This window comes from Pseudomonas wadenswilerensis (assembly GCF_900497695.1).
Lineage (GTDB): Bacteria > Pseudomonadota > Gammaproteobacteria > Pseudomonadales > Pseudomonadaceae > Aquipseudomonas > Aquipseudomonas wadenswilerensis.
In genome coordinates this window covers 387,186-410,817 of sequence record NZ_UIDD01000007.1, presented here as the reverse complement: position 1 = coordinate 410,817, position 23,632 = coordinate 387,186, and the positions used below count along the sequence as shown (strand labels likewise).

Sequence of the window (23,632 nt, the reverse complement as noted above, 5' to 3'; positions counted from 1 at the left end):
GCAGCATGGCCGCCTATCTCGCCAGCGCCACAGACGACGGCGCCGACACTTCACGGGGCATTCCACGGCGATATGCCTGGATTGTCTTTGCCTTGACCTTCGGCCTGCTGATTTCCGACTACATGTCGCGGCAGGTACTCAACGCGGTATTTCCGCTGCTCAAGGCCGAATGGGCCCTGAGCGACAGCCAGTTGGGCCTGCTCAGCGGCATTGTCGCGCTGATGGTCGGCCTGCTGACCTTTCCCTTGTCGCTACTGGCCGACCGCTTCGGGCGGATCAGGAGCCTGGTGCTGATGGCCGTGCTCTGGAGCCTGGCCACCCTCGGCTGCGCCCTGGCCGACAACTACCCGCAGATGTTCGCCGCGCGCTTTCTGGTCGGCGTCGGTGAGGCGGCCTATGGCAGCGTCGGCATTGCCGTGGTGGTCGCAGTGTTCCCCCGTGACATGCGCGCCACCCTGGCCGGTGCCTTCATGGCCGGCGGCATGTTCGGCTCAGTACTGGGCATGGCCCTGGGCGGCTTGATGGCCCAGCACTTTGGCTGGCGCTGGGCGTTTGCCGGCATGGCCTTGTTCGGCCTGTTGCTGGCGTTGCTGTACCCGCTGATCGTCAAGGAGGCGAAGATCGCCCCGCAGCGCGTCAACGCCCCCGCGTGCAAGATCGCCCGGCCACTGCACACCCTGTACGGCAGCCGTTCGGTGATCGCCGCTTACGTGGGCAGTGGCTTGCAGTTGTTCGTTGGCGGCACGGTGATCGTCTGGATGCCCAGCTACCTGAATCGCTACTACGCCATGGGCACCGACCAGGCCGGCGTGGTGGCGGCAATCATCGTGCTGTGCAGCGGCATTGGCATGATCCTCTGCGCCATGCTCTGCGACCGCCTCGGCCGCCAGCGCCCGGACCGCAAGATCAGCCTGGCCATCGGCTATTGCCTGGGTAGCTGCCTGTTGCTGTCGCTGGCCTTCGCGCTGCCCTCGGGCACGGCGCAACTGGTGCTGATCTGCCTGGGAATGATGGTTGCCGCCGGCACCAACGGCCCGTCCAGCGCCATGGTCGCCAACCTCACCCATTACTCGGTGCACGGCACCGCCTTTGCCACCCTGACCCTGGCCAACAACCTGCTTGGCCTGGCGACCGGGCCTTTGATTACCGGTCGGGTATCCGACCTGATCGGCCTGCACGCCGCCTTTCAGCTGGTGCCGCTGATCAGCATCGGCGCCGCCGCGGTGTTCTTCATCGCCAAGCGTCATTACCACCGTGACATGGCCCGCCTCGACAACCCGCATGCGGTTGAACCCGGTGCGGCCGAGGAGTTGAAACCGTGAAAGAAGTGTTGTCGATCGAAGTGTTCTTTGACTTTATCTGCCCCTGGTGCCTGATCGGCCAGGCTCATCTGCAGCGGGCCCTGGAGCAGTTGCGGCGCGAGCAGCCGGAAGTTGAGGTGAGCCTGCACTGGCGCGGGGTGCAGTTGCTGCCGCAGATCGCCAGGACCGGGCAGCCGTTCGAGGCCTTCTACCGCAAGCGCCTGGGCAGCGATGAGGCGGTACGCCTGCGCCAGGCGCAGGTGCGCGCCGCCGCCGAGGCTGCCGGGGTGGATATCGATTTTGCCCGTATCAGTCGCATGCCCAATACCGCCGACGCCCATCGTCTGCTGCAGCGCGCCGTGGCGCTGGGCTCGCCGGAACGGGCTGAAGCCCTGCTGGCCAAGCTGTTTGCCGCCTACTTTCAGCAGGGCAAGGACCTGGGCGATCCGATTACCTTGCTGCACATCGCCCGCGCCTGTGGCCTGGAGCCGGCCCAGGTTGCCGATTGCCTGCGCGGCGATGCCAGCCCGTTCATTGGCGCCAATGATCGCGCCGCGGATGGCGTGCCGTGTTTTCGTTTCAATCAGCGCCTGCGGGTATCGGGCGCCCAGCCGGTCGCGGTGCTGCTGCAGGCCATGGGCGACGCCTTGGAAGAAGTGGTCCCGGCATGAGCCTGCGCTATCCGGTACCGGCCGACAAAGTGCCGGCGCGTGACGGGCGGGTGCTGCTCGAATGGCAAGGCAAGAGTGTGGCGCTGTTCAACGTCGCTGACACCTTTTACGCCATCGACGACAGTTGCCCGCACCAGGGCGCCTCGCTGTGCGGCGGGCGCCTGGACGGGCGGGTGATCCAGTGCTGCGCCCATGGCTTGCGCTTTGATCTGGCCAGCGGCTACTTGCTCAACTCCAATCAACTCAAGGTTGCCAGCTACCCGGTCGAGCGCCAGGGCGAGCAACTGTTCATCGTCTTAGCGTGCAAGGAACCGGGCCAATGAGCGTGATCGCAATTGCCGCCGTCAACCACCGTGCCCGGGAACTGGCGCCGGGCTTTATCGTCAGCCTGATCGCCGCGGCGGCGGCCAGCTTTCTCAGTGAGCACTACGATGCCCCGGTGATGCTGTTTGCCTTGTTGCTGGGCATGGCCCTGAACTTTCTCGCGGCCGATGGCCGTTGCAAGGCCGGGATTGAATTTACCGCGCGCACAGTGTTGCGCCTGGGGGTGGCGCTGCTGGGCATGCGCATTACCCTGAGCCAGATCGCCAGCCTGGGCTGGAAACCGGTGGCGCTGGTGGTGATCCTGGTGGTGGTGACCATCCTGGTTTCGGTGGTGGCGGCACGTGCCCTGGGCTTTCAGCGCTTGTTCGGCATGCTTACCGGCGGTGCCACGGCGATCTGCGGGGCTTCGGCGGCTCTGGCCCTGGCCGCGGCCTTGCCCCATCACCCGCAAAAAGAGCGCGCCACGTTGTTTACCGTGATCGGCGTGTCGGCGTTGTCGACCCTGGCGATGATCCTCTACCCGATGATTGCCGGCTGGCTGCAGTTGTCGCCGCAACAGGCCGGGGTGTTTCTCGGTGCGACCATTCACGACGTGGCACAGGTGGTGGGGGCGGGGTACAGCATGTCGACCGAGACCGGGGACGTGGCGACCGTGGTCAAGCTGATGCGCGTGGCCATGTTGCTGCCGGTGATCGTCTGTGCGGCGATGATTACCCGGCGGGCCGGCGGGGATGCGAGCGGGCAGCGGCCGCCGTTGCTGCCGTGGTTTGCGGTCGGTTTTGTGCTGCTGGCCTGCGTCAACAGTACCGGCTGGGTGTCGGCGGCGGTGCAGGGTGGGGTCAACGATCTGTCCCGCTGGTGCCTGGTGGTGGCGATCAGCGCCCTGGGAATGAAGACTCAGCTCAAGGAGCTGGCAGCGGTGGGCTTCAAGCCGATTGCGCTGATGGTGGGTGAGACGGTGTTCCTGGTGCTGCTGGTGTTGGCGTTGATGCACTGGGGGTTGTAGACGGTTGCCCACAACCGTTCTGCATGCTCCGCGAACTTGTGGGAGCTGGCTTGCCAGCGATGGTAGTCCAGGCAACGCCTGATGTGCCGGCTGAACTGGCCTCATCGCTGGCAAGCCAGCTCCCACAATGTATCTGTGTACGCCGAACCTGTAGGAGCTGGCTTGCCCCGCGATCGCAATCCATTCAGTGCTGCTCTTGCCGGCGATCATGCTGCGCCCGCCAACTGGCCGGCGGCATGCCGAACTGGGCGATGAACCAGCGGGTAAATGAGCTGGGCATCGAGTACCCCAGCATGTCGGCAATCCGTCCCAGCGAGTAGCTGGGGTTTTCCAGGTAACGGATCACCAGGTCACGGCGCACGCCGTTGATCAGGTCGCTGAAGGTCACCCCGCATTCTTCCAGGCGCCGCTGCAAGGTGCGCACGTTCATGCCCTGGGTCTGTGCCACTTGCTCGATGGTCGCCCGGCCCATGGGCAGCAGCAGGTAGATGGTCTTGCGCATTTCCAGCTCCAGCGACAGCTTGCCACCGGCCTGCAAGGTGTCCAGGTAACGCTGCGCCAGGCGCGCCATGGCCTCGTTGGCCAAGGGGTTGGCGGTGTCGAGGTCGGTAGCCGGGCAGACGATGCCATTGAATTCGCTGCCAAACACCAGCTTGCAGCCAAAAATGCGCCGATGAATCGCCAGGTCCGCCGGGGCGGTATGGGTGAAATTGGCGCTGATCGGGTGCCAGTGAGCCCCCAGCAGCGCGGCGCACAAACGCAACATCACGCCAATCGCCAGTTCCGTTGCCTGCCGGCCGCGCTGGGGCTGGTCGGTGACCACTTCTTCACGAATGATCACGGTCTTGCCGGCTTCTTCGATATGGATGGCCAGGGCGTCGTTGAGCAAGTGCCGGTACTGGACGATCACCTGCAGGGCATCGCGCAGGGTGCGCTGGTGGCTGAGCAGCAGGCTGATTTCGCCAAAATCCGAGAGCTGGCGCAGCTCGGCCATGCGCAGGCCGAAGGTTTCGCAGCCACTGACCCGCGCCGACTCTTCCAGCAGGGTCACCACGCTGGACACCGCAATGCGTTGGTTAGGATCGTCGAGCAGGGCGGTGCTGAGGCCGACCTGGGCCAACAGGGCGTGGGGGTTGAGCCCAAGGTGGCGAGACACCTCAAGGTAGTTGGTCAGGCTTGCAGCACGTACGAGGGCGGTCATTGTTGTTGTTTTCCACGCGTGGTCATCGGGCGTCCCGCTTCTGTGGCGGGTCACTCGTTATAGCGCGGGTGTCGTCAAATGAGAAGCCGCCTGCAGCAGCGCTCCGTCGGCCAACCCCCGCTATTGCTGAGCGCCCGGTCGTTTGCCGACGGCGCTGTCACCAAATGAAAAGTTGCTGACGCGCAATGTAAAGCGCCAGGGGGGAGGGCTGATTACTGTGGCTGTGCAAGCGCTCGAGATTACCTGCGAGCGGACTGTCTTGAGCATAGGTGCCGACGTGGAAAAACTGCATACCCGCGCAACTGTCCTGATCGTCCCCGGCCTGCGCGAGCACGTTGCCGAACACTGGCAGACCCTGCTGGCGGCGCGCCTGGCCAAGGTGCACACGGTGCCACCGCTGCAGCGCAACGGCCTGGACTGCAATGCCCGGGTCGAGGCCATCGAGCAGGTGCTGCAGCAGATCGACGGCGAGGTAGTGCTGGTAGCGCACAGCGCCGGGGTGCTGATGGTGGCCCATTGGGCCGCGCGCTATCAGCGGCCGATCAAGGGCGCGCTGCTGGCGGCGCCGCCGGACCTGCAAGCGGCGTGGCCCGCCGCCTACCCAAGCCCGGACAGCCTGCGCGCCAACGGCTGGAGCCCGCTGCCGATCACGCCGCTGCCGTTCCCCAGCATCGTCGCCGCCAGTAGCGATGATCATCTGGCCAGCCTCGAGGCGGTCAGCACCATGGCGCGCGGCTGGGGCAGCCAGTTGCTCGAACTGGGCGCCGTCGGCCACCTCAACCCGGCAGCCGGCTACGGCCCCTGGCCCCTGGCTGAAACCCTGATCCAGGCCCTGGATCGCTAATGCTGCAGTAGCGCACGGACGCTTGAGCCAAGCCCGCAAACGACGGGCAGCGAAAAAAAACAATAACAATAAGTGGAGTCATCGCGATGCCAAACCCTCGCATTCACCGTGCTGTGAAGCCACAGCGCTGCCTGCTGGCCTGCGCCATCGGCCTGCTGGCGCTACCCGGCGCCCAGGCGTTTGAGGTCGATACCGGCAGTGAAGACTGGGCCGTGCGCCTGGATAATACGGTCAAGTACAACTATGGCGTGCGCACCGAAAGCGCCGACAAGCGCCTGCTGGCGACCCCCAACAACAACGACGGCAACTACAACTTCCGCAAGGCCGGGACCACGGTCACCAATCGCGTGGACCTGCTCACAGAACTGGACGTGATCTACCAGGGCAACATGGGCTTTCGTGTCAGCGCCGCCAGTTGGTACGACAAGGCCTATGACAACACCGGCTCCAACTCCAACCCGTTCGTCAACGGCAACGGTGGCCAGTCGGGCATCAACCCCAGCCTCAACGGCTTGCCTGGCACCGGCGTGCCCTTGGGCAGCCCGCACCTGAGCAACTACGCCCAGCGCTACTACAGCGGCCCGTCCGGGGAAGTGCTCGATGCCTTCGTGTTCATGCGCCGTGAAGTGGGCGACTTATCCGAGATCAGCGGCAAGCTTGGCCAGCACAACCTGTTCTGGGGCGAAACCCTGCTCAACCCGGTGCATTCGCTGAGCTATGGGCAGTCGGGCCTGGACCTGGCCAAGCTGGCCGCGTCTCCCGGCACCGAAGCCAAGGAACTGTTCGTGCCGCGCAACCAGCTCTCGACGGCGTTTCTGGTCAACCCCGAGCTCAGCGTCGGCGCGCAGTACTTCCTCGACTGGGATGCCGCGCGGCTGCCGGAAGCGGGCACCTACTACGGGGGCTCGGACCTGGTGGGCGAGGGCGCTCAGAGCTTCCTGCTCGGCCATACCGGCACTCCGGGGCTGATCCCGGTGCGCGGCGCGCTGACCAACATCCGCCGTGGCCACGACCTGACCCCGGACAAACGCGGCGATTGGGGCGTCATGGCCAAGTGGTCGCCCGACTGGCTGGGCGGCACCCTGGGCTTCTACTACCGCAAGACCTCGGAAATCCTGCCCCAGGCCTGGCTTGATGCCCGTGGCCTGACCGTCGCCAACGGCCCGTTCGGCAACCCGCCGGGCAGCGCCCAGGGCGCGGTGGGCAACCTCTACAACTCGCTGCAAAGCGCTACGTATCAGTTCGCCTATGCCGACAACATCGACATCTACGGCTTGAGCCTGTCCAAGGATGTCGGCGGTATCAGCGTCGGCAGCGACCTGAACATTCGCCACAACATGCCCCTGGCGAGTATTCCGGCGATTCTCAGTGCACCGGGGCAGGCCGGCCTGGGCGGGGGCTTCGGCCTGCTGCCTGCGCGTTTGCCAAGCAGCGGCGTGGTGTATGAACTGCCGTCGGACGGCGACAGCATGAGCGCCACCGGCGACACCCTGCACTGGACCCTCAACGGCCTGATGACCCTTGGCGATACGCCGCTGTTCGATTCGGCGACCCTGCTGGGCGAGCTGTTCTACAGCAACCTGCTCAAGCTCGATAGCCACAACGAGGCCCTGTACAAGGGCAAGGGCAGCTACCGCGGCATCGACCAGCCGACCCGCGACAACTGGGGGATCGCGGTCAACTTCACCCCGACCTGGTACCAGGTGTTCCCTGGCATGGACCTGAGCATGCCGTTGTCGATCAACCTCGGCCTGGACGGCGTATCGCCGGTGCAGGGCGGTGGCGCCGAGAACACCGGCAACTACGCCGTGGGCCTGAGCGCGGCGATCTACAACCAGTACTTCGTCGACCTCAAGTACGTCGATGGCTTTGGCAAGACCCAGTCCTGCGACAACGGCCAGACCGACGGCACTACCCCCAACGCCCTGGACGGCGAACAGGACTACACCTGCTACGGCGGCGGTTACGCCGCGTTCTCTGGCGGCGCTGCTACCACCGAGGACCGTGGCGCGCTGTACCTGACCCTGAAAACCACCTTCTGAGTCACACAGGAAAACAACAATCATGAACTACGTGCACACCCTGTTGGCCACGTGCCTGTCGCTGGCTGCCCTGAACGCGGCTCACGCCGCTGTCTCCACCGAACAGGCCGCGCGCCTGGGCACCAGCCTGACGCCCATCGGCGCAGATAAGGCCGCCAACGCCGACGGTTCGATCCCCGCCTACCAGGGCGGCCTGGTCACCCCACCCGCGGCGTTCAAGAGCGGTGCAAGCATGCGCCCGGACCCGTTCGCCGAGGAAAAACCGCTGCGGGTCATCGATGGCAAGAATGCCGAGCAGTACAAGGGGCAACTGACCGCCACCACCCAGGAACTGCTCAAGCGTTTCCCGAGCTTTCGCGTCGATGTCTACCCCACCCATCGCAGCGTGGCACTGCCGCAGCCGGTGCTCGACAACACCCTGAAGAATGCCGTCGGCGCTCGCAGCCAGGAGGGCGGAAGTGCGGTCGACAACGTGCTGCCGGGTATTCCGTTCCCGATCCCGCAGACCGGCGCCGAGGCCATGTGGAACTTCCTCCTGCGCTACCAGGGCGTGAGCATGACCGCCAAGTACGACTCGTGGAACGTCGATGCTGCCGGCAACGCGACCTTGAGCACCACCGGCCAGGCCAACATCAGCTACCCGATCTACGAAGACATGGCCAAGCCGATCGGCGCCAAGGACACCTACTACCAGATGAAGCTCACCTACACCGCGCCAGCCCGGCGCGCCGGTGAGGCGATGATGCTGCGCGATGCCGCCAACCCGCTGGTGCAGCCGCGCAGCGCCTGGCAGTACCTGCCGGGGCAGCGCCGGGTCAAGCTGGCGCCGAACCTGGCCTATGACACGCCCAACCCGGGCACGTCGGGCTCGGGCACCTACGATGACGTGTTCGTCTTCAACGGCGCCCTGGACCGCTACGACTGGACCCTGGTCGGCAAGCAGGAAATGTACGTGCCCTACAACACCTACCGGCTGACCTACAACACCGACGTCAAGCAGCTGACCACGGCCAATCACCTGGCCCCGCAATTCGTGCGCTGGGAAAAACACCGGGTCTGGGTGGTGGAAGGCAAGCTCAAGGACGGCGCCCGGCATATCTATCACAAGCGCCGCTTCTACCTCGACGAGGACAGCTGGATTGCCCTGGCCTCGGACCAGTATGACGCCCGTGGCCAGCTGTACCGCGGCTCCTTCGCCTTCCTCAGCCAGAGCTACGACAAACAGACCCCGGATGCCACGCCGTTCATGATCTACGACCTGATCGGCGGCACCTACAACCTCAATGGCGTGGTCGGTGCCTACGGCGGCATTCGTTATATCGAGCCGCTGTCGCGCACCCAGTGGTCGCCCGAGTCCCTGGCCGGGGCCGGCATTCGCTGAGCCTGTCGAGCACGCATTTGAGGAGGATCAGGGATGGATATGTTCAAACGCTGCAGCGTGCTGCTGCTGGCCTGGGCCGCGCTGCAGGGCGCGGTCCAGGCCGAGCCTTACGTCGACGTGCTCGACCTGCCAGCGCTGCCCAGTGCGCTTGCCGCGAGCAGCGCCTTGCGCGATGTCACCCGTGCCGGCGCACGGATGGTCGCGGTGGGGCCGCGCGGGCACATCCTGTACTCGGATGACCATGGCAGTCACTGGCAACAGGCACAGGTGCCGGTCAGCGCCGACCTCAATGCGTTGACCTTCGCGACGCCGGAGCTTGGGTGGGCGGTGGGTAACGACGGGGTGATCCTGCACAGCCGCGATGGCGGCCTGAGCTGGGAAAAGCAACTGGACGGCCGGGTGCTCGGTGACCAGGTGCTGGCGTATTACCAGGCCAAAGCCCTGGCCGCGCCCGCGGACCCTGTCTGGGCGAGCTGGGTAGGCGAGGGCGAGCGCCTGGTGGCAGAGGGCGCCGACAAGCCGTTGCTCGACGTGTGGTTCGCCGATGCCCGCCACGGCTATGCAGTCGGGGTGTTCAACCTGCTGCTGCACACCCGTGACGGCGGCCAGCACTGGACGCCCTGGCTCGAGCGCAGTGACAACCCGCAGGGCCTGCACCTGACCGGCCTGGCCAGCGTCGACGGCGCGCTGTACATCAGCGGCGAGCAGGGCCTGCTGCTCAAGTTGAGCGCCGATGGCGAACGCTTCCAGCGGCTGTCCACGCCGTATGCCGGCACTTACTTCGGCGTCATTGGCAAGCCTGGGACGCTGCTGGCCTACGGGCTGCGCGGCCATGTGTTGCGCAGCACCGACGGCGGTGCCCAGTGGCAAGCGGTCAAAACTGATCTGACCAGCAGCATCACCGCCGCCAGCCTCGACGCCAGCGGGCGTTTCTGGCTGGCGAGCCAGGCCGGCGATCTGCTGGTCAGCGGTGACGACGGCGCCAGCTTCAGCCCCGTGGCGCAAACCCAGCGCGCCCCGGTCAGCGGCGCGGCCTTCGATAGCGCCGCCGACCTGGTGCTGGTCGGTGAGCGTGGCATTCGCACCCTGGCCCTCGAACAACCGCAGCAGCCATAACAAGAGAAAACCCTGATGGCCGACATCCAACAAGACACCTTGCCGGTGATCCGCAACCTCGGCGACTTCGACGCGCGCTCCGGCAATCGTCTCGAACGCCTGGTGTTCAACCATCGGCTGCCGTTCATGCTGTGCATGCTGCTGGTCACCGTGGTGCTGGGCTACATGGCCCTGACCCGCCTGGAACTGCGGCCCAGCTTCGAGAAAATGATCCCGCAGGGCCATCCCTACATCCAGAATTACCTGGACAACCGCCAGTCCCTGCGCGGCCTGGGCAATTCATTGCGGGTGGTGGTGGAAAATACCCGTGGCGATATCTTCGACCCGGCTTACCTGCAGACCCTGCGCCAGATCAACGACGAGCTGTTCCTCAGCCAGGGGGTCGACCGCGCCTGGATGAAGTCGCTGTGGAGCCCGGCGGTGCGCTGGACCGAAGTCACCGAAGAGGGCTTCCAGGGCGGGCCGGTGATGCCCGATGCCTACCAGGGCTCGGCCGCCGACATCCAGCAGCTGCGCCAGAACATCGAGCGGGCCAACATCGTCGGCAGCCTGGTGGCCCGCGACTTCAAATCAAGCATGCTCATCGTGCCGCTGCTCGACCAGGCCTCGGCGACCGGCGCCGGCATCGACTACCACGGGTTCTCGGTCAAGCTCGAGCAATTGCGCGCGCACTACGAAGCGGGTGGTGTCTATAAGCTGCACGTGATCGGCTTCGCCAAGCTGATGGGCGACCTGATCGACGGGCTGCTGCAGGTGATGCTGTTCTTCGCCCTGGCGGTGCTGACCACGCTGCTGATCATCTACCTCTACACCCGCTGCGTGCGCAGTACCTTGCTGGTGGTGCTGTGCTCGTTGACGGCGGTGGTCTGGCAGCTGGGTATCGTCGCCTGGCTGGGCTATGCCATCGACCCGTATTCGATCCTGGTGCCGTTCCTGATCTTCGCCATTGGCGTGTCCCACGCGGCGCAGAAGATGAACGGCATCATGCAGGACATCGGTCGCGGCACCCACCGGCAAATCGCTGCGCGCTACACCTTCCGGCGCCTGTTCGTCGCCGGCGTTACCGCCTTGCTGGCCGATGCGGTGGGTTTTGCCGTGCTGATGCTGATCGATATCCCGGTGATCCAGGACCTGGCGATTACCGCCAGCATCGGCGTCGCCGTGCTGATCTTCACCTCGCTGCTGTTGATGCCGGTGGCGCTGTCGTACGTGGGCGTCGGGCGCAAGGCGGCGGAACGGGCCTTGCGTATCGACCTGCGCGCGGCCGAGCACCGTGGCTTCGGCAAACTCTGGGACGTGCTCGACCGCTTCACCGAACGCAAATGGGCCAGCGCCGCGGTGCTGGTGGCCGCATTGCTCGGTGCCGGCGGTTTCTGGCTGAGCCTGCAACTGAAGATCGGCGACCTCGACAGCGGTGCCCCGGAGCTGCACGCCGACTCGCGCTATAACCGCGACAACGCCTACATCACCAGCCATTACGCGCTGTCCAGCGACACCTTTGCGGTGATGATCAAGACCGCCCCGGAAGGCTGCCTGCGCTACCAGACCCTGGTGCTCGCCGACCGCCTGGCCTGGGCGCTACAGCAGAACCCGCAAGTGCAGACCACCCTGTCGCTGACCAACGCGGTCCGGCAGATAACCGCAGGCACCTACGAGGGCAACCCCAAGCTGAGCAGCATCCAGCGCAACCAGGACGTGCTCAACTACGCCGCCCAGCAAGCCTCGGTCAATGCCCCGGAACTGTTCAACAACGATTGCTCGCTGATGCCGGTGATCGCCTACCTCAAGGACCACAAGGCCGACACCCTCGATCAGGTGGTGGCGATTGCCGAGCGCTTTGCCCAGGCCAACAGCGGCGAGGATCGCCAGTTCCTGCTGGCGGCCGGCAGCGCCGGGATCGAGGCGGCGACCAATATCGTGGTGCGCGACGCCAACCGCAGCATGCTGTTGCTGGTGTACCTGGCAGTGACGCTGTTCTGCCTGATCACCTTTCGTAGCTGGCGCGCGACCCTGGTGGCGGTATTGCCACTGATGCTCACCTCGGTGCTGTGCGAGGCGCTGATGGTGACCATGGGTATTGGCGTCAAGGTCGCCACCTTGCCGGTGATCGCCCTGGGCGTGGGCATTGGCGTGGATTACGCGCTGTACCTGCTCAGCGTGCAGTTGCATTACCAGCGCCAGGGCCTGTCGCTGGCCCAGGCCTACAAGAATGCCGTGGCCTTTACCGGCCGGGTGGTGGGCCTGGTCGGCATCACCCTGGCCGCCGGGGTGGTGGGCTGGGCCTGGTCGCCGATCAAGTTCCAGGCCGACATGGGCATCCTGCTGACCTTCATGTTCCTCTGGAACATGCTCGGTGCGCTGATCCTGATCCCGGCGCTGTCGCACTTCCTGTTGCCCGCCAGCAAGGCACGGGCGCCTTCACCCAGCCCCACGGACGTCGAGGGGCTGCACGTCAACAACCCAAAAGCCGAGTGTTCATCGCATGTCTGATTACCTACCACCGTTGCGCGACATGGATTTTCTGTTCAACGAAGTATTCGACATCCCCGGCCAGTGGGCGCGGATCCCGGCCCTCGCCGAGCAGGTCGATAGCGACACCGCGCGGGCAATTCTCGAGCAGGCCGGCAAGCTCATCGCCCAGCAGGTGGCGCCGCTCAACCGCAGTGGCGACGAGCAGGGTTGCCGCTGGCAAGACGGTCGCGTGAGCACCCCGGACGGTTTTGCCCAGGCCTATCGCAATTACGCCGAAGACGGCTGGGTCGGCGTGGCCGGGGCCAGCGAATACGGCGGCATGGGCATGCCCAAGGTCATTGCCGCCCAGGTCGAGGAGATGCTCAACGCCGCCAACCTGTCATTCGCCCTCTACCCGATGCTCACCGCCGGGGCCTGTCTGTCGCTGCTCAATCACGCCAGCGAGACGCTCAAGGCGCGCTTCCTGCCGCCTATGTATGAAGGGCGCTGGTCGGGGTCGATGTGCCTGACCGAACCTCATGCCGGCACCGACCTGGGGCTGATCCGTACCCGTGCCGAACCTGCGGCCGATGGCAGCTACCGGATCACTGGCACGAAAATCTTCATCACCGGCGGCGAGCAGGACCTGACCGAGAACATCATTCACCTGGTGCTGGCCAAGCTGCCGGATGCACCGGCCGGCGCCAAGGGCATCTCGCTGTTCCTGGTCCCCAAGCTGATGGTCGAGGAAGACGGCGGGTTGGGCCAGGCCAACGCGGTGAGTTGCGGCTCCATCGAGCACAAGATGGGTATCAAGGCTTCGGCCACCTGCGTGATGAACTTCGACGGCGCTACCGGCTACCTGGTGGGCGAGGCCAATAAAGGTCTCAACGCCATGTTCACGATGATGAACTACGAGCGCCTGGGCGTGGGTATCCAGGGCCTGGCGTTGGGCGAGCGCTCGTACCAGAACGCCGTTGCCTATGCCCGCGAACGCCTGCAAAGCCGCGCATCTACCGGGCCGCAGGCGCCTGAACAGGCGGCCGACCCGATCATCGTGCACCCGGATGTACGGCGCATGCTGCTGACCATGAAGGCGCTGAACGAAGGCGGGCGGGCGTTCTCCACCTACGTTGCACTGCAACTGGACCTGGCCAAGTACAGTGAAAAAGCCGATGAGCGTGCCCAGGCCGAAGCACGGGTGGCGCTGCTGACCCCGGTGGCCAAGGCATTTTTGACCGATATGGGCCTGGAAACCACCGTGCACGGTCAACAGGTGTTCGGCGGCCACGGTTACATTCGCGAATGGGGCCAGGAGCAGCTGATTCGCGATTGCCGTATCACCCAGATCTACGAAGGCACCAATGGCATCCAGGCCCTGGACCTGCTCGGGCGCAAGCTGGTTGCCGACGGTGGCCGCAGCTACGCGGCGCTGGCGCAGGAGATCAAGGCATTTGCCCAGGCTCTGACGCCGTCACGCGCCGAGTTCAAGACGCCGTTGTTGCTCGCGCTGGCCAACCTGGACGACCTGACCGCCTGGGTGCTCGATCGCGCCCAGGGCAACCCCCAGGAAATCGGCGCGGCGGCGGTGGAGTATCTGCAAGTGTTTGGCTACACGCTGTATGCCTACTTGTGGGCACAGATGGCTGACGTCGTCCTGGATCAGCACGGCACCTTCTACCAGAGCAAGCTGGGCACCGCACGCTTCTATTTTGCGCGCTTGCTGCCGCGCATCCATTCGCTCAGCGCTAGCGTCAAGGCCGGCAGCCAAAGCCTGTACCTGCTGAAGGCCGAGCAACTGTGAAGGACGCGCCCATGACCACCACCCGCATCATGCAACCGGCCCCCGGGGCCTACAGCTACCCGTTGCTGATCAAGCGCCTGCTGCTGTCAGGCGTGCGCTATCAGCCCAGCCAGGAAATCGTCTACGCCGACAAACTGCGCTACAGCTATACCACCTTGCTCGAACGCATCCAGCGCCTGGCCAATGTGCTCACCCGGGCCGGAGTCAAACCCGGCGACACCGTGGCCTTGCTCGACTGGGACAGCCACCGCGCGCTGGAGTGCTTCTTTGCCGTGCCGATGCTCGGCGCGGTGCTGCATACCGTCAACGTGCGGCTGTCACCCGAGCAGGTGCGCTACACCATGAACCATGCCGAGGATCACCTGGTGCTGGTGCATGACGACTTTGTGCCGCTGATCGTCCAGTTGCGCGACCAGTTGCCGACGGTAAAAGGCTACATCCGCCTGAGCGACGGCGTTGATATCAGCAGTGAACTGCCACTGCTGGGCGAGTACGAAACACTGCTGGCCGGCGCGGGCACGCACTTCGACTTCGCCGATTTCGACGAGAACTCGATGGCGACCCTGTTCTACACCACCGGCACCACCGGCAACCCCAAGGGCGTGTACTTCAGCCATCGCCAGCTGGTGCTGCACACCCTCAACGAACTGGGCACCTTCGCTGCCTGCGGGGGCGAGCCGTTGCTGCGCTCGGGCGATGTGTACATGCCCATTACGCCGATGTTCCATGTGCATGCCTGGGGGGTGCCCTACGTGGCCACGGCCCTGGGCATCAAGCAGGTCTATCCCGGCCGTTACGAACCCAACCAGCTGGTGAGGCTGATGCGTGAAGAGCAGGTGACCTTTTCGCACTGCGTGCCGACCCTGTTGCAGATGATGCTCGACTGCGAAGAAGGCCGGCGCACCGACCTCAGTGGCTGGAAAATGCTGCTGGGCGGCAGCGCACTGACCCAGGGCCTGGCGGCGCGGGCCAGCGCCAGGGGTATTCGCGTGCACTGCGGTTATGGCATGTCCGAGACCTGCCCGTTGCTCAGCGTCACCCGCCTCAGCGCTGAAGACCTGGCGCTGCCCATGCAAGCGCAACTGCCCTTGCGCATCAACGCCGGGGTGCCGATCCCGCTGGTTGACCTGCGCATCGTCGACGAACAAGGCGAAGACGTTGCCCATGATGGCGAATGCCTCGGCGAAATCGTCGTCCGCGCGCCATGGCTGACCCAGGGCTACCTCAAGGAGCCGGAGCAGGGTGCCGCACTCTGGGCCGGCGGCTGGCTGCACACCGGCGACATGGCCTGCATCAATGAGCGCGGCATGCTGCAGATCCGCGACCGGATCAAGGACGTGATCAAGACCGGCGGCGAATGGATCAGTTCGGTGGAGCTGGAAAGCCTGATCAGCCAGCACAGCGGGGTCGATTCGGTGGCGGTGGTCGGGGTGGCCGATGCGCAATGGGGCGAGCAGCCCCTGGCCCTGGTGGTCTGCGTAGCCGGTGTCGAGCTGGACCAGCCAGCGCTGGCTCGGCACCTGCAGCCTTTCGTCGACAGCGGTCACCTGAACAAATGGGCAATCCCGCGGCTGGTGCGCTTTGTCAGCGAGATTCCGAAAACCAGTGTCGGCAAGATCGACAAGAAGCTGATTCGCCAACGCCACTGCAGGGCCTGAACATAGCGTGTGGGTATTTTGACGTGCCCCGCGATGGGCTTGACTGGCCTCATCGCGGGGCAAGCCCGCTCCTACTGTCAGACTTCGGTCAGGTCCGAGGTTAGCGGCTGGACGGCATTGATGCAGTGCAGTTGTTGGTCAGCCAGGTCCTGGGCCAGGGCCACCATGGTCATGGTCGGGTTCCACGAACCGCTGGCCGGCCACAGCGCGCCGCCGGTGACGTAGACGTTTTCCACGCCATGGGGACGGTAATCCAGGCCAACGACGCCTTCGTCCTTGTCGCCAATCCACAGCGTCGAGCCTTCGTGCACCAGCCCGGCCACCCGGCGCTCAGGAATGCTTGGCCGCTCGCTGGTCCAATGGCCCAGGTTCGGGTCGCCATGCCAGTATTCGACCTTGCCCTCGGGGGCAAACACCCGTTCCATCATCTGGAAGGTCCCTTGATCCATGGTGTCCCAGGTTTGCCGATCGGTTTCGCTGGCCAGCACCTGCAGGTTGACGTTGGTGGTGGGGTCGGCCTGGCCGTTGAGGTGGAAGTGGTTTTCCGGGTTGCGGAAGTCGATCTCGCCGAGCACGGCGCAAACGAACACCAGGTAATCCTTCGACGATTCCAGTTGTGCCATGGATGCGGTGGCCACCACGTCAGGCATGTAGCGCGCGGCTTTCTGCGCGTTCTTTGCAGGCTCGCGGTCAGACAGCACCGACAGCTGCACGTGATACTGCATGCCGTTGTCCTGGTTCTTGCCGGCCAGGTAGATCGCCGCCAGTTCCAGCTCGGCCAGCTTGGCGGCGAACGGGTAGTCCTTGCGCGGCACCCGCGCCACCACCGAGGTGATGAAGTGCGCGGTAAAGCGATCGCCAGCACGCTTGACCTGCGGGAACGAGTTCATCAGCAAGGTCGCCGGCGGCAGGGTGCCCATGGCCAGGATCAGCTTGGCATTGCCGATGTTGACCACCCCGCGCGAGGTTTGCAGCGCAGTGGCCACGCCATCCTGCTGGTGGATACGTTCGACAATGCACTCGGTAATGATGCGCAGCGGGCTGCCGGTGCCGGCGGCGGCAAGGTCGGCCTGTTTGCCCGCCAGTTCCATGATCGAGGCCGGGGTCGAAAACTTGGCGAAGTCAACGCCGCCAGCACGGTCGGCAGCGGCGGCGAGTGGCGCCGGTAGCCAGCGCGTGGCCGAGTCGATCTTGCCGATGTTGTGCTCGAGCATATTCTGCAACTCAAGCTGCAGGGTGCCGTAGACCGGGCGCTGCTCGGTTACATGGGCGCGCACCTGCGGGTCGAGCTGGGTGTCGATCTTGTCGGCCGGGATCACGTTGAGCAGCCTCTCGGCCGACTCGAAGCGGGCCTCGGCGGCAGCGATGGTCTGCTCGGGCCAGAAGGCCATTTCATCTTTGGTTGGCCGTGGGCACCAGGCACTCCACATGATGCTGCGCCCGCCAAAGAACGGCACCATGCCGTGCTGCCAGCCGATGTTGCCCGGTGGCTGGTTGGCGGTGCGGGCCGAGAGGGTCCAGGGGAAGGTTTCGGAAAAGCCACCGAGGGTTTTCTGGTAGGGGATCGGCAGGTTCTGGAAGTGCTCGGGGAGGAAGAACGGCCCGCGTTCGACCATCAGGATCCGCGCCTTGGGGTTGCTGCTCAGGATCCGCTCGGCGAAGGCCAGGGAGCAGAAGCCGGTACCGATAATGATGAAGTCGAACTGCTCCTCTTCGCGGACCTGTTTCCAGGCGGACTCGGAGAGAAAGAACACATGGTCCAGCACCTTCTGTGCGTTGGGTGTTTGTGGGCCGGGGGTGGGGTAGCCATGACCGAAATTGGTCGAACTGGTGACTGCGCTCATTGTTGCCTCCAATCATTGTTGGCAGAGGGTCTATCGTCCTTGTACCGCAGTTGCATCCCGCGAACGCGGGGATGCGCTGGTGCGCTGCTAACGCTAGCAGAGCAAAGTGGCATTTCAAGATCACTTGGTCGGGGTGGGAAGGGTCATGCAGTCCAGCCGGATGGACCGGCATCCGACTTCCGGATGGCCGAAAAGATTGATAGCATCCGGCCATAACCGCAAGGATGCAGCAACATGAAGCGATCAGCGTGGTGGATGGTGCTGGTGATGGCCAGCGGATGGGCTCAGGCCGCAACGGACCCTGACCCGTTGCTCGAAGGTGCTACCTCCACCGCCAGCGAGGTCCGTGGCGTGTTGCGGGCGCGCTCCCAGGCGCTGTTGGCCAGTGAACTGGCCGGGCGGGTGGTGGAAATACCCTATGCCGAAGGCCAATCGTTCAATAAGGGCGATGTGCTGGTGCGCTTCGACTGCAGCGCCTACCAGGCGCAGCAGAGTGCTGCCGGTGCTGCGGTGCGAGCCACCCGTGAAGAGCTGCGCAACAAGCAGCAACTGGCTGCGCTCAATTCAGTAGGGCGTTTCGAGGTGGCCCTGGCCGAGGCCCGCCAGGCCCAGGCTCAGGCTGAAGCCCAGGTGTACCAGGTGCAGGTTCAGCGTTGCCAGGTCAAGGCCCCTTTCGATGGGCAGGTGGTCGCCCGCAAGGTCCAGGCCCATGAAAGTGTCGCCAGTGGCACGCCACTGCTGGAGATCGTCGACAACCGCTCCCTGGAAGTCCACCTGTTGGTGCCCTCGCGCTGGCTGGGGCGGCTCAAGCCGGAGCAGAAGTTCAGCTTTACCCCCGACGAAACCGGCAAACCCCTCGATGCCTCGGTCAAGCGCCTCGGCGCTCGGATTGATGAAGGCAGCCAGACCTTGTTGTTGATCGGCACGCTGCCGGCCAACAGCCCGGGCTTGCTGGCGGGAATGAGCGGTACCGCGCATTTTGCCGACCAGCCATGAACGCCCCCGTCCCGGGTGTGCTCGAACAACTGCTGGCCCATTACCTGGGCCTGGAGCGCCAGGCCCGGGCCGCTGCCACGGTCGAGGCCCTGGCTTTCGCCATGGTCAACGATGGCCAGGCATTGTTCGGCTACCGCCATGCCGTGTTGCTGATCGCTGGCAAGGTCCGGGCGCTCACCGGCATCAGTGTGGTCGAACCCAATGCGCCGTTCGTGGCGTTCATCGAGCGTGCGGTCGGCTGCCTGGAAGCCGCTAAGCACTTGGCCAATGCCGCGCCGGTGCGCGCCCAGGCGCTGGATGCCGCCAGCCGCGAGGACTGGCAGGCACTGTCGGCGGCCGAAGCGTTCTGGCTACCGCTCAAGGACCGTCGAGGTGAAGTGTTCGGCGGCCTCTGGCTGGCCCGCGACACGCCCTGGAGCGAGGCTGAACAAGCACTGCTGGTGCAGTTGGGGGATTGCTACAGCCATGCCTGGCGGGCCTTGCAGCCTGGCAAGCCGTGGCGCCTGCGCTGGCCGCTACGGACCCGCTGGGCGCTTGCCAGCATCGTGCTGCTGTTGCTGTTCGTGCCTGTGCGCCAGTCGGTGCTGGCGCCGGCCGAAGTCGTGCCGCGCAACGGCCAGGTGGTGGCGGCGCCACTGGATGGGGTGATCGCCGAGTTCCTGGTCAAACCCAACCAGCGCGTGACCATCGGCCAGCTGTTGCTGCGCTTTGACGCCACCAGCCTCAAGGCGCAGGCGGATGTGGCTGAACGCACCCTCGGCGTCGCCGAGGCCGAACTCAAGGCCAATACCCAGCGGGCCTTCTCCGATGCCGAATCCGGTGCCCGGCTTGACCTGCTGGCCGCACGGGTCGAACAGAAACGCGCTGAATACGACTACGCCCGCGATCTGCTGGCGCGCACTGAAGTGCGTGCCGAACGCGAGGGCATCGCAGTTTTTGCAGACGCCCAGCGCTTAACCGGCAAACCGGTGCAAACCGGTGAACGCCTGCTGGAAATCGCCGACCCGGCCGAGGCCGAACTGCGTATCGAATTGCCCGTTGCCGATGCCATCGACCTAGCACCGGGCGCCGAGGTGGCGCTGTTTCTCGATAGCGATCCGTTGCATCGTCATAGCGCACAGCTTGAACGCGCCGCCTATCAGGCCCAGACCACGCCGGCCGGGCAGCTGGCCTACCGGCTGGACGCACGCTTCAGTGCCGGGCCACCGCGGATCGGCTTGCGTGGCACGGCCAAGGTCTTCGGTCAGCGCGCCCCGCTGGCCCTGTACCTGTTGCGCCGACCGTTGGCGGCGCTGCGCCAGGCGGTGGGGGTGTGAGCCTGCCCGCCCTGCGCCCGGACCTGCAGCTCTCGTCCAGCTCAGCGGGGCTGGACGGCGCGCCACAATGGACCCTGGCCGACCCGTTGCGCGGGCGCTATTTCAAGCTCGGTGCCCCGGCAATGCGCCTGTTGCGCCACTGGGCACTGGGCGACCCGGCACAAGTCCTGGCCGCCGCTAATAGCGAAGCGGGGGTGCCGTTGCCGGCGGCGGCCGTGGAAGAATTGCTGCGCTTCTTGCGTGGCCACGACCTGGTCACGCCCGGCGATGATGAACAACGCGGCAGCTACGCGCTCAAGGCCGCGAACCAGCGCCAGGGGATCTGGACCCAGCTGCTGCACAAGTACCTGTTTTTCCGCATTCCGCTCTGGCGCCCGGATGCCTTCCTCAATCGCACCTGGCCGTGGCTGGCGCGCTTCGGGCCCAGGCTTCTGCGCTATGGCCTGCCGCTGGTACTGGGGCTGGGGGTCTTGCTGGTGATGCGTGACTGGGAGCGCTTTCTGGCGACCTTTCCGCACCTGCTCAGCCTCGGCGGCGTGATCGCCTTCGCCATCGCCCTGGGTTTCGCCAAGCTGTGTCACGAGTTCGGTCACGCCTACATGGCCAAACGCGCCGGCTGCCGGGTGCCGAGCATGGGCCTGGCGTTCATGGTGCTGTTACCGATGCTGTATACCGACGTCAGCGATGCCTGGCGCGTGCAGGATCGCCGCACCCGGCTGCTGATCGGCGCCGGCGGAGTCCTTGCCGAGCTGCTGTTGGCCTGCATTGCCTTGCTGGCCTGGTCGTTGCTGCCGGACGGCGCAGGGCGCACGGCGGCCTTCATGCTGGCCACCGCCACCTGGCTTACCACCCTGGCAATCAACCTCAATCCGTTGATGCGCTTTGACGGATACTTCCTGCTCAGTGACCTGTGGGCGGTGGACAACCTGCAGGGCCGGGCCTACGCCCTGTGCCGCTGGCATCTGCGCGAGGCACTGTTCGGCTATCGCGAGCCGGCCCCCGAACCCTGGTCGGCCGGCATGCGTCGGCGCCTGCTGGTCTGGGGCTATGCCTCGTGGCTATGGCGGGCCGTGCTGTTCTTTGGCATCGCTTTGGCGGTCTATCACCTGTTCTTCAAGGTGTTGGGTATTTTCCTGATGCTGGTGGAGCTGGTCTGGTTTATCGGTTTGCCGGTCTGGCGCGAAGGCCGGCACTGGTGGCAACAGCGTGAGCAGGCCCAACCCAGGCGGGTGATGCTGCTAGGGCTGGGGCTTCTGGCATTGCTGGCGGTGTTGCTGGTGCCCTGGCGCAGTGACGTCGAAGCACCGGCGATGCTCGAGGCATCGCGCAGCAGCGCGTTGCATGCGCCGACGGCGGCGCGTATCCGCCAGGTGCGGGTGCATGACGGCCAGCGCGTGGCGAAGGATGAGCTGCTGGTGGAGCTGGAGTCCCCGGACCTGGATTCGCGCCTGCGCATCATTCGCCGCGAAATCGAGATTCTGCAGTTGCAGTTGCGTCGTCAGGCCGGGCGCAGCGAAACCGCTGGCGACAGTGGCATCTTTGAGCAGCGCCTGGCCGAGGCTGTTGCCGAGTACCGCGGCTTTGTCGCCCAACGTGAACGGCTGAAGCTGCGCGCACCGCATGCCGGGATCGTGCGCGATCTGCTCGGCGATCTGGGGCCGGGCCGCTGGGTGGCGGCGCGCTTGCCCCTGGCCGAAGTGGTGGAGCAGGGCACGCGCCTGCGCGGCTACCTGGCCGAAGCCGATCTGTGGCGGGTCCAGCCCGGTGCGCCCGGGCGCTTTGTCGCAGACGACCCGTTGCGCGCCTCGCTGAAAGTGCAGCTGGATGATATCGACACCACCGGAGTCGCCTATATTGACCAGGAAGCGCTGGTTTCCGAGCATCGGGGGCCAATTGCCGTGCGCCGCGATGAGGACAACCGCGCCCAGCCATTGCAGGCGCAATACGGGGTGCGGTTTACCCTTCAAGACGGCGCGCAAACAGGTGTTTCACAGCCTGTCCGTGGCCTTGTGGTGCTTGAAGGTAGTGGCGAATCGCTGGTGGCGACGGCCTGGCGACGAGTAGCCGCACTAGGTGTAAGGGAAAGTGGATTTTAAGCGTGCGATTGTTCAACAATTGGACTAATCTGCCATCAGTTTAATGCCACACTGATCAGCCGATCATTTTGCTCCAGGTCCAAGCGTTCCAACCAAACAGGGAAGTTTGCGTTCATGATGAAGTTCGCGGTGTCCCTTCGAGGGATGGAAGCTGCCGACCTGGATTTCCTGCGGATGCTCTACGCCAGCACTCGCAGCGAGGAAATGGCCCCTAGCGGCTGGTCTGCCGAGGCCATTGCGGTCTTTCTCGACCAGCAGTTCCAGGCTCAGCACCAGTACTATCAAGTACATTTTCACGACGCCGAATTCTACCTCATCGAACAAGACGGGCAGCCCATCGGCCGCTTGTACCTGTTCTGGGGCCAGACCACCCTCAACCTCATCGATATCGCCCTGCTGCCGGCTTGCCGCGGCCAGGGGCTTGGCACCCGCTTGCTCACGGACCTGCTCCAGCGCGCCGATGAACGCGGGCTGGCCGTCGAGTTGTCGGTCGAGCCCTACAACCCGGCGCTGCGCTTGTATGCCCGGTTCGGTTTTGAGGCCATCAATACTTCCGGTGTCTACCTGCGCATGCGCCGCCAGGCACCGGTGCGCGCCGACAGGATTGCCTCATGAGCGAACAGAATCTCTACCTCATCCCCAGCCGCGACGAACTGGCCCAGGCACCCGTGCAGGGTTTCGTACTCTGGCTCGCCGCGGACCAGGCGCTGCCGCTGACGTTGCTGCAAGTGCTCGACGGTACGCCGATGAGCGCGCGTTATGAATGCTATAGCGCGGTTTTTGCCTTGCCTCCCGCCGTGCGGCTGCCCCAGGCGGTGTATCGCCTGGGTGGCCCGGCGGGGCAGCAGTGGGTGTTGCTGATGACCCCGACACTGCCTGAGGCAGACGGGCGCCACACCCTCGAAGTGGTGATCCATCGCGAATGCCAAGCACCGCCCCAGGCGGTCTGCGGCTAGGCCCGAGATTCCAACAACGCAACGTAAGGAAATGCCCGATGAGCGAACCATTTCTCGGTGAAATCAAGATGTTCGGCGGCAATTTCGCGCCTCGCGGATATGCCCTCTGCCAGGCCCAGATCCTGCCTATCGCGCAGAACGCGGCGCTGTTTTCGATCCTTGGCACGATCTACGGCGGCAATGGCCAGAACACCTTCGGCCTGCCGGACCTGCGCGGGCGTAGCCCGATTGGAACCGGGCAGGGGCCGGGCCTGAGCGATATCGATCTGGGCGAGGTGGGCGGGGTCGAGAACATTGCCTTGACCTACAACCAGCTGCCGAGTCACGGCCATGCGCAGGTGATCTCGACGGTTGGCGGCAGCAGCGACGTGGGCAGCGAATCGTTGTACCTGGCGCGCGCGGCCGATACCGCCGGCAACACCGTGAACATCTACGGTAGCGACATGACCGGTGCGGTGACCCTGGCCCCCAACTCGCTGAGCCTGGCCGGCGGCGGCCAGCCATTCGGCAACCGTAATCCGTACCTGGGCGTCACCTACATCATTGCGCTAGAAGGCACCTTCCCTACGCGTAGCTGATCAGCGCAGTTCGGTGGCGGCCCCGCTGGGCCGCCGCCACTTTCCAC

Annotated in this window: 19 protein-coding genes; 17 read left to right on the top strand and 2 right to left on the bottom strand. The window is 65.1% G+C overall.

All coding sequences use genetic code 11. The annotated features are described in order from the left end of the window. The first annotated feature begins 5 nt into the window (after positions 1–5). Genes CCOS864_RS12950 through CCOS864_RS12935 form a run of 4 tightly spaced genes read left to right on the top strand, consistent with a single transcriptional unit; the run spans position 6 to position 3,302 of the window. The gene (locus CCOS864_RS12950; RefSeq protein ID WP_115086673.1) at positions 6–1,322 is read left to right on the top strand and encodes an MFS transporter; all 1,317 of its coding nucleotides are present in this window, start codon (positions 6–8) and stop codon (positions 1,320–1,322) included. Further along, a complete protein-coding gene (locus CCOS864_RS12945; protein ID WP_115086672.1) occupies positions 1,319–1,972 on the top strand; it encodes a DsbA family oxidoreductase in 654 nt (217 codons plus the stop codon). Before CCOS864_RS12950 ends, CCOS864_RS12945 begins: the two co-directional genes overlap by 4 nt. Next, entirely contained in the window at positions 1,969–2,295 is a 327-nt protein-coding gene (locus tag CCOS864_RS12940; protein ID WP_115086671.1) for a Rieske (2Fe-2S) protein, read from the top strand. Before CCOS864_RS12945 ends, CCOS864_RS12940 begins: the two co-directional genes overlap by 4 nt. Next, on the top strand, positions 2,292–3,302 hold the full coding sequence (locus CCOS864_RS12935; protein WP_115086670.1) for a YeiH family protein: 1,011 nt from the start codon (positions 2,292–2,294) through the stop codon (positions 3,300–3,302). The genes CCOS864_RS12940 and CCOS864_RS12935 overlap by 4 nt, the downstream gene beginning before the upstream one ends. Positions 3,303–3,486: 184 nt before the next feature. Here the strand turns inward: CCOS864_RS12935 and CCOS864_RS12930 are convergent, their stop codons facing one another. Then, a complete protein-coding gene (locus CCOS864_RS12930; protein WP_115086669.1) occupies positions 3,487–4,503 on the bottom strand; it encodes an AraC family transcriptional regulator in 1,017 nt (338 codons plus the stop codon). A 277-nt stretch (positions 4,504–4,780) separates the two neighbouring features. Between CCOS864_RS12930 and CCOS864_RS12925 the strand changes: the two genes are divergently transcribed. From CCOS864_RS12925 to CCOS864_RS12895, 7 genes are all read left to right on the top strand, one after another. Continuing rightward, positions 4,781–5,347, top strand: coding sequence for an RBBP9/YdeN family alpha/beta hydrolase (locus CCOS864_RS12925; protein WP_115086668.1), 567 nt, complete (start codon positions 4,781–4,783; stop codon positions 5,345–5,347). A gap of 86 nt (positions 5,348–5,433) precedes the next feature. Beyond that, positions 5,434–7,389 carry a DUF1302 domain-containing protein gene (locus CCOS864_RS12920; protein ID WP_115086667.1) on the top strand — a complete coding sequence of 652 codons (1,956 nt, stop codon included), beginning with the start codon at positions 5,434–5,436 and terminating at the stop codon, positions 7,387–7,389. Between the two features lie 22 nt (positions 7,390–7,411). Further along, positions 7,412–8,770, top strand: coding sequence for a DUF1329 domain-containing protein (locus tag CCOS864_RS12915; protein WP_115086666.1), 1,359 nt, complete (start codon positions 7,412–7,414; stop codon positions 8,768–8,770). Positions 8,771–8,803: 33 nt separating this feature from the next. Continuing rightward, complete coding sequence (locus CCOS864_RS12910) at positions 8,804–9,886, top strand: WD40/YVTN/BNR-like repeat-containing protein (RefSeq protein ID WP_115086665.1); 1,083 nt, start codon at positions 8,804–8,806, stop codon at positions 9,884–9,886. Positions 9,887–9,901: 15 nt separating this feature from the next. Further along, on the top strand, positions 9,902–12,376 hold the full coding sequence (locus CCOS864_RS12905) for an efflux RND transporter permease subunit (RefSeq protein ID WP_115086664.1): 2,475 nt from the start codon (positions 9,902–9,904) through the stop codon (positions 12,374–12,376). Beyond that, on the top strand, positions 12,369–14,141 hold the full coding sequence (locus CCOS864_RS12900) for an acyl-CoA dehydrogenase C-terminal domain-containing protein (RefSeq protein ID WP_115086663.1): 1,773 nt from the start codon (positions 12,369–12,371) through the stop codon (positions 14,139–14,141). Before CCOS864_RS12905 ends, CCOS864_RS12900 begins: the two co-directional genes overlap by 8 nt. Before the next feature lie 11 nt (positions 14,142–14,152). Next, positions 14,153–15,799: a fatty acid--CoA ligase gene (locus tag CCOS864_RS12895; protein ID WP_115086662.1), complete on the top strand. Its 1,647-nt coding sequence runs from the start codon at positions 14,153–14,155 to the stop codon at positions 15,797–15,799. A gap of 77 nt (positions 15,800–15,876) precedes the next feature. Here CCOS864_RS12895 and CCOS864_RS12890 read toward each other — a convergent pair whose 3' ends face one another. Next, positions 15,877–17,643, bottom strand: coding sequence for a GMC oxidoreductase (locus CCOS864_RS12890; RefSeq protein WP_115086661.1), 1,767 nt, complete (start codon positions 17,641–17,643; stop codon positions 15,877–15,879). A gap of 255 nt (positions 17,644–17,898) precedes the next feature. Here CCOS864_RS12890 and CCOS864_RS12885 point away from each other — a divergent pair, with 255 nt between their 5' ends. From CCOS864_RS12885 to CCOS864_RS12860, 6 genes are all read left to right on the top strand, one after another. Then, positions 17,899–18,639, top strand: a complete 741-nt coding sequence (locus tag CCOS864_RS12885) for an efflux RND transporter periplasmic adaptor subunit (protein ID WP_415842516.1) — start codon at positions 17,899–17,901, stop codon at positions 18,637–18,639. Beyond that, a complete protein-coding gene (locus tag CCOS864_RS12880; RefSeq protein ID WP_115086659.1) occupies positions 18,636–19,955 on the top strand; it encodes an efflux RND transporter periplasmic adaptor subunit in 1,320 nt (439 codons plus the stop codon). Before CCOS864_RS12885 ends, CCOS864_RS12880 begins: the two co-directional genes overlap by 4 nt. Continuing rightward, the gene (locus tag CCOS864_RS12875) at positions 19,952–22,051 is read left to right on the top strand and encodes a site-2 protease family protein (RefSeq protein ID WP_115086658.1); all 2,100 of its coding nucleotides are present in this window, start codon (positions 19,952–19,954) and stop codon (positions 22,049–22,051) included. The genes CCOS864_RS12880 and CCOS864_RS12875 overlap by 4 nt, the downstream gene beginning before the upstream one ends. 114 nt (positions 22,052–22,165) lie before the next feature. Further along, a complete protein-coding gene (locus CCOS864_RS12870) occupies positions 22,166–22,666 on the top strand; it encodes a GNAT family N-acetyltransferase (protein ID WP_115086657.1) in 501 nt (166 codons plus the stop codon). Continuing rightward, the gene (locus CCOS864_RS12865) at positions 22,663–23,007 is read left to right on the top strand and encodes a DUF6916 family protein (RefSeq protein ID WP_115086656.1); all 345 of its coding nucleotides are present in this window, start codon (positions 22,663–22,665) and stop codon (positions 23,005–23,007) included. The genes CCOS864_RS12870 and CCOS864_RS12865 overlap by 4 nt, the downstream gene beginning before the upstream one ends. 38 nt (positions 23,008–23,045) lie before the next feature. Beyond that, positions 23,046–23,585 (top strand): phage tail protein, encoded by a 540-nt coding sequence (locus tag CCOS864_RS12860; RefSeq protein ID WP_115086655.1) that lies wholly within the window; start codon positions 23,046–23,048, stop codon positions 23,583–23,585. The last annotated feature ends 47 nt before the right edge of the window (positions 23,586–23,632 follow it).